This is a genomic window from Chryseoglobus sp. 28M-23, from assembly GCF_014789785.1.
In the GTDB taxonomy this organism is placed as follows: Bacteria; Actinomycetota; Actinomycetes; order Actinomycetales; family Microbacteriaceae; genus Microcella; species Microcella indica.
Map to the genome: position 1 here is coordinate 2,051,394 of NZ_CP061846.1, position 16,165 is coordinate 2,067,558.

13 protein-coding genes are annotated in these 16,165 nt (G+C 63.6%); 6 read left to right on the forward strand and 7 right to left on the reverse strand.

Annotated elements, in window-relative coordinates; translation table 11 throughout:
- Nucleotides 1-717: 717 nt before the first annotated feature.
- Nucleotides 718-1,605, forward strand: coding sequence for a class I SAM-dependent methyltransferase (locus tag IE160_RS09980; RefSeq protein ID WP_191151000.1), 888 nt, complete (start codon nucleotides 718-720; stop codon nucleotides 1,603-1,605).
- Here IE160_RS09980 and IE160_RS09985 read toward each other — a convergent pair.
- From IE160_RS09985 to IE160_RS09995, 3 genes are all read right to left on the reverse strand, one after another.
- Nucleotides 1,602-2,855, reverse strand: coding sequence for a hypothetical protein (locus IE160_RS09985; RefSeq protein WP_191151001.1), 1,254 nt, complete (start codon nucleotides 2,853-2,855; stop codon nucleotides 1,602-1,604). The genes IE160_RS09980 and IE160_RS09985 overlap by 4 nt on opposite strands.
- Before the next feature lie 202 nt (nucleotides 2,856-3,057).
- Nucleotides 3,058-3,684: a hypothetical protein gene (locus IE160_RS09990; RefSeq protein ID WP_191151002.1), complete on the reverse strand. Its 627-nt coding sequence runs from the start codon at nucleotides 3,682-3,684 to the stop codon at nucleotides 3,058-3,060.
- 730 nt (nucleotides 3,685-4,414) lie between these two features.
- Nucleotides 4,415-5,374 (reverse strand): glycosyltransferase family 2 protein, encoded by a 960-nt coding sequence (locus IE160_RS09995; RefSeq protein WP_191151003.1) that lies wholly within the window; start codon nucleotides 5,372-5,374, stop codon nucleotides 4,415-4,417.
- Nucleotides 5,375-5,592: 218 nt separating this feature from the next.
- Here IE160_RS09995 and IE160_RS10000 point away from each other — a divergent pair, with 218 nt between their 5' ends.
- The 3 genes from IE160_RS10000 (at nucleotide 5,593) to IE160_RS12805 (ending at nucleotide 9,220) form a co-directional block, all read left to right on the forward strand.
- On the forward strand, nucleotides 5,593-6,864 hold the full coding sequence (locus tag IE160_RS10000) for a nucleotide sugar dehydrogenase (protein WP_224744447.1): 1,272 nt from the start codon (nucleotides 5,593-5,595) through the stop codon (nucleotides 6,862-6,864).
- A 25-nt stretch (nucleotides 6,865-6,889) separates the two neighbouring features.
- Nucleotides 6,890-7,885, forward strand: a complete 996-nt coding sequence (gene rfbB, locus IE160_RS10005) for a dTDP-glucose 4,6-dehydratase (RefSeq protein ID WP_191151004.1) — start codon at nucleotides 6,890-6,892, stop codon at nucleotides 7,883-7,885.
- A gap of 774 nt (nucleotides 7,886-8,659) precedes the next feature.
- Entirely contained in the window at nucleotides 8,660-9,220 is a 561-nt protein-coding gene (locus IE160_RS12805; protein ID WP_224744621.1) for a glycosyltransferase family 4 protein, read from the forward strand.
- On the opposite strand, the gene IE160_RS10015 is transcribed toward IE160_RS12805, so the two are convergent.
- The 4 genes from IE160_RS10015 to IE160_RS10030 form a co-directional block, all read right to left on the reverse strand.
- Nucleotides 9,208-10,092, reverse strand: coding sequence for a lysylphosphatidylglycerol synthase domain-containing protein (locus tag IE160_RS10015; protein WP_191151006.1), 885 nt, complete (start codon nucleotides 10,090-10,092; stop codon nucleotides 9,208-9,210). The genes IE160_RS12805 and IE160_RS10015 overlap by 13 nt on opposite strands.
- Before the next feature lie 78 nt (nucleotides 10,093-10,170).
- Complete coding sequence (locus tag IE160_RS10020) at nucleotides 10,171-11,151, reverse strand: GDP-mannose 4,6-dehydratase (protein WP_191151007.1); 981 nt, start codon at nucleotides 11,149-11,151, stop codon at nucleotides 10,171-10,173.
- A gap of 93 nt (nucleotides 11,152-11,244) precedes the next feature.
- On the reverse strand, nucleotides 11,245-12,336 hold the full coding sequence (locus IE160_RS10025; protein ID WP_255508225.1) for a DegT/DnrJ/EryC1/StrS family aminotransferase: 1,092 nt from the start codon (nucleotides 12,334-12,336) through the stop codon (nucleotides 11,245-11,247).
- Nucleotides 12,337-12,433: 97 nt separating this feature from the next.
- Nucleotides 12,434-13,345 (reverse strand): NAD-dependent epimerase/dehydratase family protein, encoded by a 912-nt coding sequence (locus IE160_RS10030; protein ID WP_255508259.1) that lies wholly within the window; start codon nucleotides 13,343-13,345, stop codon nucleotides 12,434-12,436.
- Between the two features lie 606 nt (nucleotides 13,346-13,951).
- Between IE160_RS10030 and rfbD the strand changes: the two genes are divergently transcribed.
- Nucleotides 13,952-14,827 carry a dTDP-4-dehydrorhamnose reductase gene (gene rfbD, locus IE160_RS10035; RefSeq protein ID WP_191151010.1) on the forward strand — a complete coding sequence of 292 codons (876 nt, stop codon included), beginning with the start codon at nucleotides 13,952-13,954 and terminating at the stop codon, nucleotides 14,825-14,827.
- An 88-nt stretch (nucleotides 14,828-14,915) separates the two neighbouring features.
- Complete coding sequence (locus IE160_RS10040; protein WP_191151011.1) at nucleotides 14,916-16,046, forward strand: glycosyltransferase family 4 protein; 1,131 nt, start codon at nucleotides 14,916-14,918, stop codon at nucleotides 16,044-16,046.
- Nucleotides 16,047-16,165: the final 119 nt, after the last annotated feature.

A 16,165-nucleotide genomic window follows, 5' to 3' on the forward strand; every position in this document is an offset into this window, starting at 1 on the left:
TCAGGAGGTGCAGCATGCCCGCGTAGTCCGGCGCGTCGTCGAATCGAGGCCGTTGCCGCGTCGACTTCACCGGCGCCCACGCGTGATCTCGATTGAGCGCCTTAGGCCTGCGCAACTTACCCGAGCGGGCATGGACCGGTGCAGACTCGGGGGGCCCCGGTCGAGCGCGAATCACGCGAGCCGCGAGCCTCACGACGATCGATCGACCCGACGGGTCCAGTCTCGCCCGCATCGCGGTGAATCGCCTCCGTGCACCACTGGGAAGCCCTCGTACGCGAGACAGAACTCTCTTCCGCACGTTGCGCCCTCGCCTGCGGACTGCCCTCGCCCAGCCGCGCAGCCGCGCGTGGCGCTCCGCGCGCTCGAGGTCGCTGAGCCTCTGCGAACGGTACTCGGCGGCACTGCGGTACTGCTCGACGAGTTCGACGAGCTCATCACGCGTCAGCTCGGGCGAGGTGCCGGCGGTCGTGCCGCCCTCACCGTCCGGTGTAGGTCGCATCGAGTGAGAATCCGTTCGGTCTTCATGGACGTGCAGAGTGCGGGGTAGGCGCGTTTCGCAGAGGCCCGACCTGATTGATGTTACCGCCCGGTCTACCCCTCGCCGTCGCGGTCGACCGTAACGCCGAGCCACTCGCCTGGTCTACTCTGGCGGTGGCGAGCGCGCGATGCCCTTCAATATGCGCTCCACGATCACCGGCGGCGACAGGGGAGAGTGCGATGCAGCACGACGCGACGACGAACGATTGGCGCGACTGCACCTCGTATTGGGAGCCACCGCACATCGTCCCGTCCGCGTGGATCGAGCACACGCCCTTCGCGTATTGGCTGATGAACGCCCTCCGTCCCGCGGTCGTCGCCGAGCTCGGCACGCACTACGGGTTCTCGTACTTCGTGTTCTCGGAGGCGGCACGCCGACTGGGTCTCGACACACGCGTCTTCGGCATCGACACGTGGCAGGGGGATGACCATGCGGGCTTCTACAGCGATGAGGTCTACAACGCCGTCGCGAAAATCAACAAGACGGACTACTCGACCGTCGGCTCGCTCCTTCGATGCACCTTCGATGACGCGCTCGATGAGTTCGAGGACGGTTCAATCGACCTGCTCCACATCGACGGACGTCACGGGTTCGAAGACGTGCGACACGACTTCTCGACCTGGTTGCCGAAGCTCAGCGACAGCGGCGTGATCATCATGCACGACATCGCCGCCCGGCGACCGGGGTTCGGCGTGTGGCAGTACTGGGAGGAGATCCTCCGCGAGTACCCGTCCGCGTTCGGCTTCGAGCACGGGTTCGGACTCGGGGTCGTGCCCGTCGGCCACCATCAGCGTCCCGAGCTCGAGGGCTTCTTTCGAGCTGCCGCGCAGAACCCCGCAGAGATTCGCGACTGGTACTCGACTGTCGGCGGGCGGATCGGCGCCCGAGCGGAGGCAAATGCCAAGGTGCGTCGCGCACTGGACCGCATTGAAGCTCGGGCCCAGACTGATGCCCGGGCGATCGCAAGCCTCACGGAAGAGCGCGACGCACTGCTCGCTAGCACGAGCTGGCGAATCACCCGACCGATGCGCGCACTGGGCGGAATGATCGCCAGAGTTCGACGCTAGCGCGCTCCGTTCGCAGCCGACGTAGACGCGCTCTCTGATCGACGGGCCGTCCAACGCAGCTCACCGAGGGCAACCCGTTCTACGACGAGCACGATGCAGAGCGCCAATACGTGCATCCACATTCGGTTCAGCGAATCCCCATCGCCCACGCGGTAGGCGGAATCGCGGAAGTATGCGAGGAGTAGTGACAGCGGCACGAACGAGGTAATTGTGATGCGCAACACGAGATCGTCGGAGCGACGGAAAACTAGCAGAGCGCCCGCGACAATGGCGAGCATGAATGGCCCGGATAACCCCCAGCCGCCTTCTCCTGCGACGAGGTTTGCCCCGGTCGCCGCAACGCTCCGCAGCAGCACTTCCGGCTCGCGCACCGCGAGCACCAAGAGCGCTACCCACAGGATCGCCTCCAAGAGCCAGGGAGCCATGGCGACGAGTCTCCGAGGTAGCAGGTGCAGGAAGCCGACGATCGCTCCTACAGTGACACCGAGCGCGAGCATGAGCACGGATGAAGACGACGGGGTGATGCCGTCGTCCAGCGCACCCCAAGCGAGCCGGGAGTTCCAGACAATGATCGAGACCGCCACGGCGAGCGGGAAGAACGAGGAGCACCGCCTCCGATCGACGGAGACCAGCGCCACCGCCACGATGAGGGCGACGAGCGCCCCTTCTGGCCGCGCGACGATCAGAGTCGGCGCCAGGATCGCGGGTACCGCGATTGTGGCACGAGGACTCGCGCCCGCATCGAACCCTGCAGTCCGCGCCCATAGCAAGCAGACGACCGCGAGAAGCAGAGTCGCGAACATGAGGTGGCTGTTGACGTAGAAGATGTGAAAGACGACACGGTTGAAGGTGATGACCGCGAACCCCGCCGCGAGACCGACGACGTGCGCGCGGACTCCCAGCGCATCCCTCAGTCGGACGCTCACGAACCACCAGACCAGGGCGACCAGGCTGACCGCGAGCAGGGGCCCGAGTATGCGGAAAACATCTCCTTGCCCTGCCTGGATCGCGAGCGCGTGCACAGCGGGCACGGCCAACTGCCGCTTCTCTAATTCGCCGAGAAAGCCGTCGCCGAGCTGATCGTCGCTCAGCAGCCTGGCGAATTCCAGGTAGTAGAGACTGTCGGTAGACCAGTTGGTGAGCGGCACAAGCCGATAGGCGATGGCAACCACGAGCATCGCGACGAGGGCGAGCAGCAACCATCGACCGTCGCGCAGGACGGGGCTGCGACGCGCGTCGACGATGAGCACGATCGCACCGCTCGCGGCTGCAGCACCCACCGTGAGTAGAGGCCAGTCGGGCACGAAGGGAAGAGCGACCTGCACGAGCGAGAGCGCCACGAAGACCCCCACGCCGACGGGTACGGAGAGAATGGCCAGAAGCACACCTCGGACCCCGACGGCGCGCGCCACGGCGAACCCTGGAAGGAGCAGGACCAGCGCGAGCACATACTCAATCACTTCGACTCCGCTCGCGCTCACTGAGCAGTCGCTCGTCCACGAGCAGCATGGTCACGACGCCATCAACGAGCCACTCGTAGGCGACGAGCTTCTCCGGCCCAGCGACGGTGTCGGCGCTAATGAAGACCCACTCCTCGAATCCGGTCCTGCCCGCGCCGGTTGCGTAGAGCCCGGCAGGACGATACCGGAGAATGCGGACACCCTCGGCAGTGAGAAACCCTTCGATGTCCGAAATGACGGGCTTAGGATCGACGATCCGGACCTCGCGCGCCTCGCCGTAGGCGTACATGCTCGACGTTATTCTCGCGATCGAGAACGGTGCGCCCGCGGGCAAGTCGATCTGCGCCCCAGGCGCTCTATCACCGATCGTCGTGTGCGAAGAGAACCACCGTCGCACGTTGGAACTCTGGTCGAGGGCGACGTCGATCAGTTCCCCGTCCGGATCCGGCATGAGGTTGAGTGCGTCCATCTCCGGATCCCTGCTGCTTTCGATCGGGAGGAACTGCACCGAGTTGATCGCCGCGAGGACGAGCAACACCGCCGCAACGAGGACGAGCCGCTGCCGCGAAGGCCTTCTCGTGGAGAGATTTCTTGGGTCTGGGCCGTCCGGTCGTCTCACAGACGAATTCTAATGCGACACTCGCCAAACGCTTGACCGAATCGAGAGGCGGTGAAATCGGCGTTGCTCTGTACCCAAACCGTGCCATTGACGATCACTACGACGAAAGCTCTACATGGCTTGACGCTTGATACCACTCGATCCATCATCGCAGGCGGCTTCGCGAGCCGCATACGCCGAAAGGAACCGCAGCCGAGAGCCTCGGCGGCGAAAACGACGTCAATGTGTGCTGGCTAGCAGCCCCAAACATCGCCCAGTACTCCCACCTCACAGCACAAGAGTTAGCACGGAGAAGACGCACGACAGTGACCGACCTCTGTGGCGAGAGTTCGTATTTGCGTTCCCGGACCTCGTGGGCCCTATGTTCGTTGACGAAGCGCTCTCCCTCCAGAAGCATCGCTTTTCACGTGCCTGACCAGGCGATCCGTCACTCGCCGCTTGCACGCGAAGATTTCTAGCCACTCGATGGCCGCGCCTACGGCTTGTGATGGGTGGGGGCCTCAGGAACCTAGTGATGCTGGACCTCTTAGGGCTCGATGGCCCAGCTTTCGGGGTCGCCGAATTGTCGTCTGCAGGTGCTTGCCCTGCTCGCGCTGCTCGCAGAGGCGGCCATCGCAGTGTGAAGCGCCATCATTGGCGACATACTCGACGTCAGCCATGAAGCTGTCGCTCTCCTCGCCCGACGACATCGCCGATCGCAAGCACAAATCGCACCCATTCTGAGACCGACTCAGGCCGCAGAAGCGCCCTCGCGGTCGTACTGCAGCCGCTTGCTTCGTTCGAGCGAGTCCTCCAACAAGACTCGGTTGATGCGCAGGAGATCCGCGAGCAACCCGAGAGCAAAGCTGAGCAGACCGCCGACGAGAAGCGCGGCGCCGAGGATGAGCGATTGGATGTGGTCGCCCGCCGTGTTGCCGAGCCACAGCACGAGGTAGCGCACGAAGGGGACAAGCGAAAAAAGTGTGAGGAGGGCCCCGAGTGGCAGGAAGAAGGCGAGCGGGCGGAACATCAGATAGCTGCGGACGATCGCGCGGCCCGACTCGGTGATGTGCTGCCACATCGAGCTGAATAGGCGCGACTCCCTCGTCTTGCGGTTCGTAGTGATCGGGATGCTCGTGATCGCCAGGCGCTTGTGACCAGCCTGGATGATCGTCTCCATGCAGTAGCTGAAATCGGTGACGATGTTGAGCTTGAGCAACGCGTTGCGGGAGTACGCACGGAACCCGCTGGCGGCGTCTGGGATATTCGTCCCCGCAGCGATGTTGACGACCCTGCTGCCCACATGTTGCAGCATCTTCTTGAGCGGTGAAAAGTGCTCGATCGTCGCAGTCTGACGATCTCCCACGACGATGTCCGCCTCGCCGCGCAACACCGGTCCGATCAGGTCGGGGATGCGCTCCTGCGGATACTGATTATCGCCATCGGTGTTGACGAGGATGTCGGCGCCGTGCGCCAACGCGTAGCTCGCGCCGTCGGCGAACGAGCGAGCGAGACCGCGGTTGCCGATGTGGTGGACGAAGTGCGTGACGCCATGGGCCTTCGCGACCTCAACCGTGCGGTCGGTTGATCCGTCATCCACGACGAGGATGTGCAGCTCGTCAACGCCGTCGATCTCCCGGGGAATGGTCGACAGGACGAGATGAAGCGTCTCCTCCTCGTTGAGGCACGGAATCTGTACGAAGACCTTCATGATGCTCGCTCTCGGTGAGGGGCGCTCGGATTTGTACTCTCACTGACCCCTTTAGAGGTTAGATGATGAGCCGACGCCACCGGCGTCGGACGGCGGACGATCGGGGGAGGCGGTCTCGACGACCGCGAACGCCACGTCGTCCAAGCCCTCTAGAGTTACAGTGCGGCGCGGCCCAACACCGTCCGCATCTCACAGTCTCTCGCAGGAGGTATACGCGCATGATGAGTCCCTCCGTCACCGCCGTCATTGTGGGCCAGGGCTATGTCGGCCTGCCACTCGCTCAAGCGGCGGTCGACGCAGGCCTCTCGGTCATTGGTCTCGACATGAACGAGGAGATCGTGCGCCGCCTGAACGCGGGCGACTCCCACATCGACGACATCGCCGCCGAAGACGTTGCGACGATGATCGCCGGCGGCTACCGAGCTTCGAGCGACCCCGCGGTGATCGCCGAGGCCGACGTCGTGATCATTTGCGTCCCGACACCTTTGGGCGAATCCGGAGAGCCCGACCTGCGGGCGGTGCGGGGGGCTAGCGAAGCGATCGGCGAGCACATGCGAGCGGGCACACTCGTCGTCCTCGAGTCGACCACGTACCCCGGAACGACCGACGACGTCGTGCTGCCCATCCTCGAGTCGCGGGGCATGGTCGCGAGCGCGGACTTCCACCTCGCGTTCTCGCCCGAACGCATCGACCCCGGCAACACGGTCTACGGGATCCGCAACACGCCGAAGGTCGTTGGCGGCATCGATGCCGCCTCGACGGAGGCCGCCCGAGCCTTCTACTCGCGATTCGTCGACACAGTGGTCACCGCCAAGGGCACGCGCGAGGCCGAGACGGCGAAGTTGCTCGAGAACACCTACCGTCATATCAACATCGCCCTCGTCAACGAGATGGCCCGGTTCTGCCACGAGCTCGACATTGACATCTGGGACGTCATCCGGGCTGCCTCGACTAAGCCGTTCGGGTTCCAGGCGTTCTATCCGGGACCCGGTGTGGGCGGTCACTGCATCCCGATCGACCCCAACTACCTGAGCTACGAGGTGCAGCGCAAGCTCGGGCACCCGTTCCGCTTTGTCGAGCTCGCCGAGGAGATCAACAACTCGATGCCCGCGTACGTCGTGACGCGCGTGCAGGACGCTCTCAACGACAACGAGCGAGCCCTGCGCGGCTCGCAGGTGCTCCTCCTGGGGGTGACCTACAAGGCGAATATCTCTGACCAGCGCGAGTCGCCTGCGACTCGCATCGCCGCGCTCCTTCGAGCAAAGGGCGCAATCGTGACCTACCACGACCCCTACGTGCGGGTCTGGAATCACACCATGGGCGAGCCCCTGGAATCTGCGCCCGAGGCCATCTCCGCTGCGCGCGAGGCTGACATTTGCGTTCTGCTTCAGGCACACGACGAATACGACATCGCCGCCCTGACTGAAGCGAGCACTCTCTTCTTCGACACGCGAGGAGTCACGCGCGACGACGCGGCTCTCCGCCTGTAGGCGAGCGCCGGTAGACTCGACCGTCGTGAGACTTCTCGTTACCGGCGGCGCCGGATTCATCGGCTCCAATTTCGTGCACCACGTCATCGAGCACACCCAGCACCACGTCACCGTGCTCGACAAGCTCACCTACGCAGGCAACCGCGCCTCCCTCGAGGGCCTGCCCCCCGGCCGCCTCTCCTTCGAACACGGCGACATCACCGATGCTGCTCTGGTCGACCGGCTCACCTCCGAGGCAGAAGCGGTCGTGCACTACGCGGCCGAGAGCCACAACGACAACTCGCTCGACGACCCGCGGCCCTTCGTCGACACCAACCTCATAGGCACCTACACGTTGCTCGAAGCGGCCCGCCACCACGGCACAAGATTCCACCACATCTCCACCGACGAGGTCTACGGAGACCTCGAACTCGATGACCCCGTGCGCTTCACTGAGGCCACCCCGTACAACCCGTCGAGCCCGTACTCGTCGACGAAGGCCGGCAGCGACCTGCTCGTGCGGGCCTGGGTGCGCTCCTTCGGCGTGCAGGCGACGATCTCGAACTGCTCGAACAACTACGGGCCCTACCAGCACGTCGAGAAGTTCATACCGCGGCAGATCACCAATGTGCTGCGAGGCGAGCGGCCCAAGCTGTACGGCGCGGGTCTCAATGTGCGCGACTGGATCCACGCCGACGACCACTCCGCCGCCGTGCTCAGCATCCTCGAGAAGGGCCGCATCGGCGAGACGTACCTGATCGGTGCCGATGGCGAGAAGAACAACAAGGAGGTCGTCGAGCTGATCCTGACGCTCCTCGGCCAGCCTGCCGAGGCCTACGACCATGTGACCGACCGGGCCGGGCACGACCTGCGCTACGCGATCGACTCGAGCAAGCTGCGTACTGAGCTCGGCTGGCAGCCGCAGTTCGGGGACTTCGAGGCCGGCCTCGCCGCGACGATCGAGTGGTACCGAGAGAACGAGGCTTGGTGGGCTCCGCAGAAGGACGCCACCGAAGCCCAGTACCGCACCAAGGGACAGTAGCGCCATGATTCGATATTCTGTCGTCGGTGCGAACGGCATGTGTGGGCGCGACGTGCGTGCCGCGAAGGCCGCCGCACCCGGCACCCGAATAGTCGCCGCCCTCGGGCGCACCTGGCTGGACTTCACGGACACGGCGCGGTGCGGGGAGCAGGCCGACCACTTTGGAAACGGCATCCGCTCAGAAACACCCGGCACATGAAGAGCGCACGCATAGCGATCGTCGGACCGACGCACCCCTTCAGTGGTGGAGTCTCACATCACACGACGACAATGGTGAACCGCCTCGTGTCGCGCGGTCACGATGCAGAGATCGTGTCGTGGAAGGCACAATATCCCAGGTTCTTGCGCGACGGAGACATCCGGGTGGACGAGTCCACACCAGAGGTAGAACCGGCGCGCAAGGTGAGCTATCCATTGACGTGGTACAACCCGTTCGGCTGGTTCTTTACCGGACGCGCGCTCCGCCAGCACACACTTATCATTTACTCGTCAATCTCTCCCTTGCATGCGGTTCCCTTTGTCGTGATGTCGTGGGGGGCGAGTAAGAACGTCGCGCAAGCCGTGGTGGCACACAACGTTCTTCCCCAAGATGGCGGAACCCGACTGCACCGATATTTGAATACTCTCTTCTTCCGTCGACTTGGAGGAGTGATCACGCACAGTTCCCAGCAGCAGGCCATCGCCAAGAAGTCAGCGCGCCCATCGGCTCAAGTAGCGTCCGTCGTTCTTCCACTCCCGGATTTGGAAGGGGCACCCACCAGCCCAACGGACCCAATGCGATTGCGCGAGCGTCGGGGCGGACCGCTTCGCGTTCTATTTTTTGGGATGGTCCGCAAGTACAAGGGCCTCGACGTTCTGCTCGACGCCGTCGCCCGAGTAGAAAGAGTCACGCTGATTATTGCGGGAGAGTTCTGGGAGTCACAAGAGGAGACCGTCGAGACAATTAGGCGCTTGGGCATCGAAGAACGGGTATCGATCCGAAATGGCTACGTGTCTATCAATGACTTGGCAGACTTATTCGGATCCGCAGATGTACTTGCGTTGCCGTATCGCGGAGGGTCCGCATCCTTCAACGTCGCGCTCGCTCACCGGTTTGGCATCCCCGTCGTAGCCACAGATGTAGGCACATTCGCGCGCGACATACGCTCCGGTGTTGACGGCTACGTTGTACCCCGGGAAGACCCTGAGGCCTTCGCGGATGCACTCCGACGTTTGGACGCTCCAGATCACTATCGAGCGATTCGCGCCGCTGTGCCGTTCGGCACGAGCGACGACGACTGGTCCACATACCTAGATACGCTCGAAGAGCTCATCCCTGCGACTCATCGGAACTGAGGACCTTCCCCTTTATCCGGGGCGCGAAGGTTCACTTGTACTGCGCCTTCCTCGACCGAGAGGCTGGCTCCAATACCCGCTAGCCCTATGTCAACCGCGGCAAGGACAACGCGGCTCACGAGCGCAGCCGCGAGTGCATCAGTCGGCCCGACGGACTCCGCAAGGAAAAACACGAGTGCAGCTTCGCGCACGCCCGCACCAGCAGGAGCTGGAACGAAGAGCACCCCGAGCGCGAATGCGATGGCAAATCCTGCGATTGCCGGCAAGAGTGATTCGAGCGGGTCGGCGCCGAGTGCCACCAGAATGACCCAGAAGTGTGTCCCGACAATGACCCAAAACCCCACGTTGAGGGCTGTCACGCGGGCTGTTCTGGCCCACGAGAGTCCGTCGAGGGATGCCGGCCTTCGCAAGACACGAAGGACGAGCCGAATCAACCTGGTCATGACCGGGGGCGAGAGAGCCACAATCGCCGCCAATGCGAGCGAAGATACCCACCAATAAGCGCCCAGAATCGCATCGCCGAGAAAGAGAACGCTTGCGGAACCAATCACCAATGCCACCATCATGGATACCGCGAGCGCTAACAGCCCGACTATCACGGAGGTGAGAACGGGAATCCGCCACCTCGTCGTCAATTGGGCCTGCGCCGCGATGCTCCACACGGAGCCTGGCAGGTACTTTCCTGCCTGGCTCACAAAGAAGTACTTTATGGACGCGCGGAGCGAGAAGTGGATTCCGAAACCTGGCCAAATCTGGCCCCAGGCAAACACAGCGCAAGCATTCGCGAGAATCGCGAGCGCCACCGAGACAATAACCAGCGGGAAGTCGATACCACGCAGAATCACTGACAGCTCGGCCCAGCGAGAGGCCACGAAAGCCGATCCGAATGCCACAACTGCGATACCGAACGACCAACCGACCAGAAGGCGGACTTTCCCGCGTGGCACTGGCTAGCCCTTTACAGAGTAGAACTGAAGGTCGGAGTCGACCATCATCTCTACAAGCTCCTGAAACCCAGTCTCGCGCTTCCAACCGAGCACCGACTGGGCTTTGGAGGCGTCGCCCAAGAGTTGGTCCACTTCCGCCGGACGCAGGAAGGAGGAGTCCTGAACGACGTAGCGGTCCCAGTTATCGATCCCCACACGTGCAAACGAGATGTCGAGAAGATCCCGAACAGAGTGCATCTCACCAGTTGCCACAACGTAGTCGTCCGGCTCATCCTGCTGGAGCATGAGCCACATCGCCTGGACGTAGTCGCCAGCGAAACCCCAATCACGTTGCGCATCAAAGTTGCCCAGACGGAGTTCGTGCTGAAGACCGAGTGATATACGTGCGACTGCGCTTGTGATCTTGCGAGTCACGAACTCTTGGCCCCGAAAAGGGGACTCATGATTGAACAGGATCCCGGACGAAGCATGCATGCCATACGACTCGCGGTAGTTGATCGTCATGTGGTGCCCGAACGCTTTGGCGACGCCGTAGGGCGATCGTGGCCAAAGCAGCGTCGACTCTGTCTGTGGAATCTGCTGAACCTTGCCGAACATTTCAGAACTGGAAGCCTGGTAGAAACGGATCCGCCCCGAGTCCTTGCCCTCGGCGAGGCGAATCGCCTCGAGCACGTTCAGCACGCCTTTGCCCGTCACGTCCGACGTGAGGTGTGCTGTCTCCCACGAGTACGCCACATATGAGATTGCGCCAAGGTTGTAAACCTCATCTGGCTGTGATGCTTCGATGGCGCGAATGATGCTGGGCTGGTCGGTCAGGTCCCCTTTGAGAATCTTGACGCCCGGGGCATTGTCGAGAAGTGCTGGAATGCGCGGATTGCTCTGTCCGCGCACGAAACCGTAGACCTCATAGCCCTTGTCGAGCAACAACCGTGTCAAATAGATGCCGTCTTGCCCAGTTGCGCCGGTGACCAGTGCTCGCTTCATTGTTCCTCACGGACGATTTGGGGGAGGATTGATGGCTGTCTATTCCTCTTTCCAGCGTAGAGCACGTCTGCTTGTGCGGCACGCGCTCCATCTTCAGTTGCCATCAGCCACGCGATCAACGATCTTCCGGACAGCACGAATCTGCTCGTTGATGGGGAAGTGGTGGTTTCCGATGAATAGGCCATCTTCATGTACCCGGTCGGCGACAGGAAGATCATTAGGAACGATCGCATCGAGGTACGACATGACGGGATTCTTGGTGAAGTTGCCCCCGACGATTGGGCGAACATCGACACCCGCCTCACGGAATGCGTTTGCGACCTCCGCGCGCCGTCCTGCAAGTGCCCCATTTAGGACCATGGAGAACCCGAACCAGCTGCTCTCGCCTCTCTCCTCCTGAATCAGCACGTGCTCGCAGTCCGCGAAGGCGTCCTTGAAGCTCTCTGCATTCTGGCGACGGCCTCGCACGATGCTTGGAACCTTGCGCACTTGCTCCCGACCTATGGCGCCAGACATCTCGAGGGGCCGCACGTTGTACCCGGGGAGCACGAACCGGAACAGATCCTCGAGTGGATCCCCGGACTTCGAGTGCACCAAGTTGTCGTCGGGTAGCTCGCGGGTCCAACCGTGGGCTCGAAGGGATGTGAGCTCCTGGGATAGTTGTTCATCGTCTGTCAGGATCATTCCCCCTTCCATAGTGGAAATATGATGCGAGAAGAACGAGCTAAAGGTTCCCATGAGCCCGAACGTCCCCGCCGCCTTACCGTCAAGCATCGCTCCTAGGGACTCGCAGTTGTCCTCAAGAAGTACGAGATCGTGCTCCACAGCGATCGAACGGAGTACCGTGAGTTCCGCTGGGTTACCCAACAAGTTGACCGCGAAGATGGCCCTTGTACGCGGTGTAATCGCCTCGCGCACTTGCGCGACATCGATATTGAGGGTCGAGATATCGACGTCGACGAAAACAAGCTTGAGCCCGTACTGCGCGAGCGGGAAGTAGGTTGTCGCCCAAGAGACTGCTGGCACAATCACCTCGTCTCCGCGTTGCAGGGCAAACCGTGGATCAACAACCAAGGCCGCCACGGCAAGCAGGTTGGCACTGCTCCCCGAGTTGACCATCACACCGAACCTCGCACCGAAGTGCTGAGCGAACTCTCGCTCATATGCCGCGACTTCAGGACCCATCGTGAAACGGTCACCTGCAATGACTGCCTGGATAGCTGCGTACTCCGCTTCGTCCCACGTAGACGTGGCAAGAGGGAGTTCGACTCGAGAGTTGCTTTCAGGCGACATTAGAGAGATACCATCCGTGGGTCTGGGCCATCCCGGCCGACAGCGAAGTAGCTTGAGCCCACCCGTAGTCGTGCGCAAGAGTGGATTCGATGAGTTGCGAAGTCGCTACTGAAGAGAAGCTTAGGTCCTGTTCGATAGGTGATCCGCATCCTGCAAGCTTGACGGCCTCGCGGTAGACCTCGCCAATGGGCGTGATCGCGTCCCCGCCCACATTGAGCAGGGCCGGCAATCGGGAAACGTCATTGGCCACCTCAATCATCCACTGGGCAAGATCCGGGGCGAAAGTGAACTGCCTTTCATCGCGCCCGTCCCCCAACATACGAACGGATGAACCAGATCCGCACGCCAGGTGCGCTTTCACTAGAGCGGCGGGAACAACGTGCCCACCATCCGCTGAAAAATGATCGTGGGGCCCGTACAGATTGCTGGGGATGACGACCCGATAGGCCACGTGATGCTGCGCCGCCGCCGACTCCACAAGCCTCATACCCACGGCCTTGGCGAGGCCGTAGTTGGACGACAGAGATTTGAAACCGGAGCGCAGAAAGTCCCGCTCTGTCGATCTGATGCCCGCTGAAGTCGGCGGGTACGCGAGCGCGCTCCCGACATAGAGAAACTGCTCGACTCCACCCTCAAGGGCCGCTCGGACCACGGCTCCATCGAGCGCGACGTTGTCCAGCAGAAAGTCGAGTGGCCGAGCTTGCCGCTCCGCGAAACCTGCAACACGCGCAGCTGCGTGAATAATGAGTCTCGGCCTGACATAGCTAATCAGAGATCTTGTTTGCTGAGCGTCGGTCAAGTCAGCGTCATCGCGATTGGCGAAAAAGTACTCTTCTGTAGGACCGCGGGCATTCAAGACGTCTCGCAGATTGCGCGCCAGCATTCCTGAACCGCCGGTCACCAAGACAGTCATTCTCCGTGGTCCTCTCTCGTGCACCCATCGGCGATCGCAGCGTTGTCGGTCGGTTTCTGAAACGAGTCAGTCGCACGACCCCCACTTTAGGCCGTCGCCTTTCAATGGACCTCAGCAGGGGCCGCGTCACGAGGACCTGCTTTTCGGAACGCGTAGAGGCGCATCACTCGCGCCGTTTGTCCACGGGCTGAGCCCGCCCTCAAACTGGCCGTCACAGCGGCGCTGTCGACAGCGAATTGTCGGCTACAAGCCAGTGCACAGCATTGGTTTCCGCAATACAGCTGAACGTTAGGCTCTGATTTGTGCAAGTAAGTGAAGCAGAAGGTCAGGTCACATGACGAGTATTTGCTGGATGCCTGTTCGCCAGGAGACTCCTTGTGACGTACTTGAACAGCTCACTAGTGCCTCCGCTCAACGCCCGCGGTATGAGATTGTCTTGAGCAAGTTCCGTGACGAACTCAGCCAAGAGCCCGCGTGCTCCGACTTCTACGGGGCCTCCGCGCGACGATCGAGTGGTATCGCGAAAACGAAGCCTGGTGGGCTCCGCAGAAGGACGCGACCGAGGCCCAGTACCGCGCCAAAGGGCAGTAGCGCGTGACCCGCTACCTCATCACCGGGGCGCACGGCATGCTCGGGCGCGACCTGCAGGCCGCCCTCGCGGCCGCGCCCGGCGAGCGCGACGTCACCGCCCTCGGTCGCACCGAGCTCGACATCACCGACTCGGCTGCGTGCACGGCGGCCGTCGAGGGGCACGATGTCGTGCTCAACGCCGCCGCGTACACCGCCGTCGATGCCGCGGAGACGGACGAGCAGGCTGCCCACCTCGTCAACGCGATCGGCGCCGAGAACCTGGCCGCAGCATCCCGAGATGCCGGCGCCGTGCTCGTGCAGTACTCCACGGACTACGTCTTCGACGGCGCACAGGCGGAGCCGTATGCCGAGGATGCCCCGCTCGCACCCGTGAGCGCCTACGGCCGCACCAAGGCCGACGGCGAGCGCCTCGCCCGGGCCGCGCACCCCGACGGCACGATCATCCTGCGCACGGCCTGGCTGTACGGCGAGCACGGGCCCAGCTTCGTGCGCACCATGATGCGCCTCTACCGCGAGCACGGGCGTCTCACCGTCGTCGACGACCAGCACGGGCAGCCGACCTGGACGCGGGATCTCGCCGAGCAGACCGTGCGCATGCTCGACGCAGGAGTGCGCAGCGCCACGCTCCACGGCACGAGCAGCGGAGCGACCACGTGGCACGGCTTCGCTCAGGCCATCGTCGAGAACCTCGGCGGCGACCCCGCCCACGTGGCGCCCGTGTCGAGCGCGGAGTACCCCCGCCCTGCCCCGCGGCCCGCCAACTCGGTGCTCAGGCATGAGGGGTGGAGGCCGTTCGGACTTACCCCGATGCGGCCGTGGCGCTCCGCTCTTGACGAGGCCATGGCGAGCGACTCCCTACGAGATACCTCGGCCGCCTGACCTGCGGGCACCAGTAGACTGGCGCGGTTGTTCCGCCACCGGTGTGACATCACCGCCGTTCCGCCAGCAGAAGAGAGGGCCCCGCCGCATGTCGACGCTTCGGGTCGTGCTCGACCAGGTCGGGTCAGCCCAGCCCTCCGGCATCGGCCGCTACGCGCTCGAACTCACGCGCGCCCTCATCGAGACCGCTCCGCGCGGCGTCGGCGTGAGCGGCATCGTCGCCTCCTCCCCCGATGAGGAGTACCGGCGCATCGCGCAGGAGCTGCCCGGCCTCGCCTCCCTGCACAAGAGCTCGCTCGACCGCCGCCAGCTCGCCGCCGCCTGGCAGCACGGCTTCACGCGCCTGCCCGGCAACGGCATGGTGCACGCCCCCAGCCTGCTCGCCCCCCTCTACAACCACGACCGGCTCAACAACCCCGGCGAGCAGTTCGTCGTCACCGTGCACGAAGCCACACCGTGGACCCATCCCGAGACTCTCGCGCCGCGCGCCGTCGCCTGGCACAAGGCCATGGCTCGCCGCGCTCAGCGCTACGCCGACGCGGTCGTCGTGCCCACCCACGCCGTCGCCGAGGAGCTCGCGGAGGCGGTCGACTTCGGCGAGCGCATCCGGGTCATCGCCGGAGCCGTCAGCAGCGAACTGACGGTTCCCCACGACGTGGATGCTCGAGCTCAGGCTCTCGGACTGCCGGAGCGCTACGTCCTCGCCGTCGGGCCGCTCGAGAAGCGCAAAGGCATCCCCGACCTGCTATGGGCGATGGGCGACGTGCACGCGCCCGACGTGCCCCTCGTGCTCGTCGGGGTCGGCGACGTCGACATCGAGCAGCTCGAGCACCAGGCGCACCTCGACGCCGGCCGCGTCATCGCCCTCGGCACGCTCCCCGACGCCGACCTCGCCGTCGCCTACGCGCGGGCCTCCGTCGTCGTCGTGCCGAGCATCTCAGAAGGCTTCGGGCTTCCCGCCCTCGAAGCCATGGGGCTCGGGGCGCCCGTCGTGCACTCCGACGCTCCCGCACTGCTCGAAGTGTGCGCAGACGCCGGGCTCATCGTGCCGCGGCTCGACGCCGCCGGGTACCCGCGTCGGCTTGCCGACGCCATCCAGAGCGTGCTCGACGACGACGCCCTCGCCACCCAGCTCAGCGTGCGTGGGCGCGACCGGGCCCGTGCCTACAACTGGCGCGACTCCGCCGAGAAGACCTGGCAGCTGCACGCGGACCTGTAGTGTACATAGATGAATCATGCTCGACTGAACGACCGCCGCGAGAGGGCGCGCGAAGATGCTGACCCATCACGGCGTGGCACTGCGTCGCATGATGACAGCGCTGCAAGACGGAAGTTGCC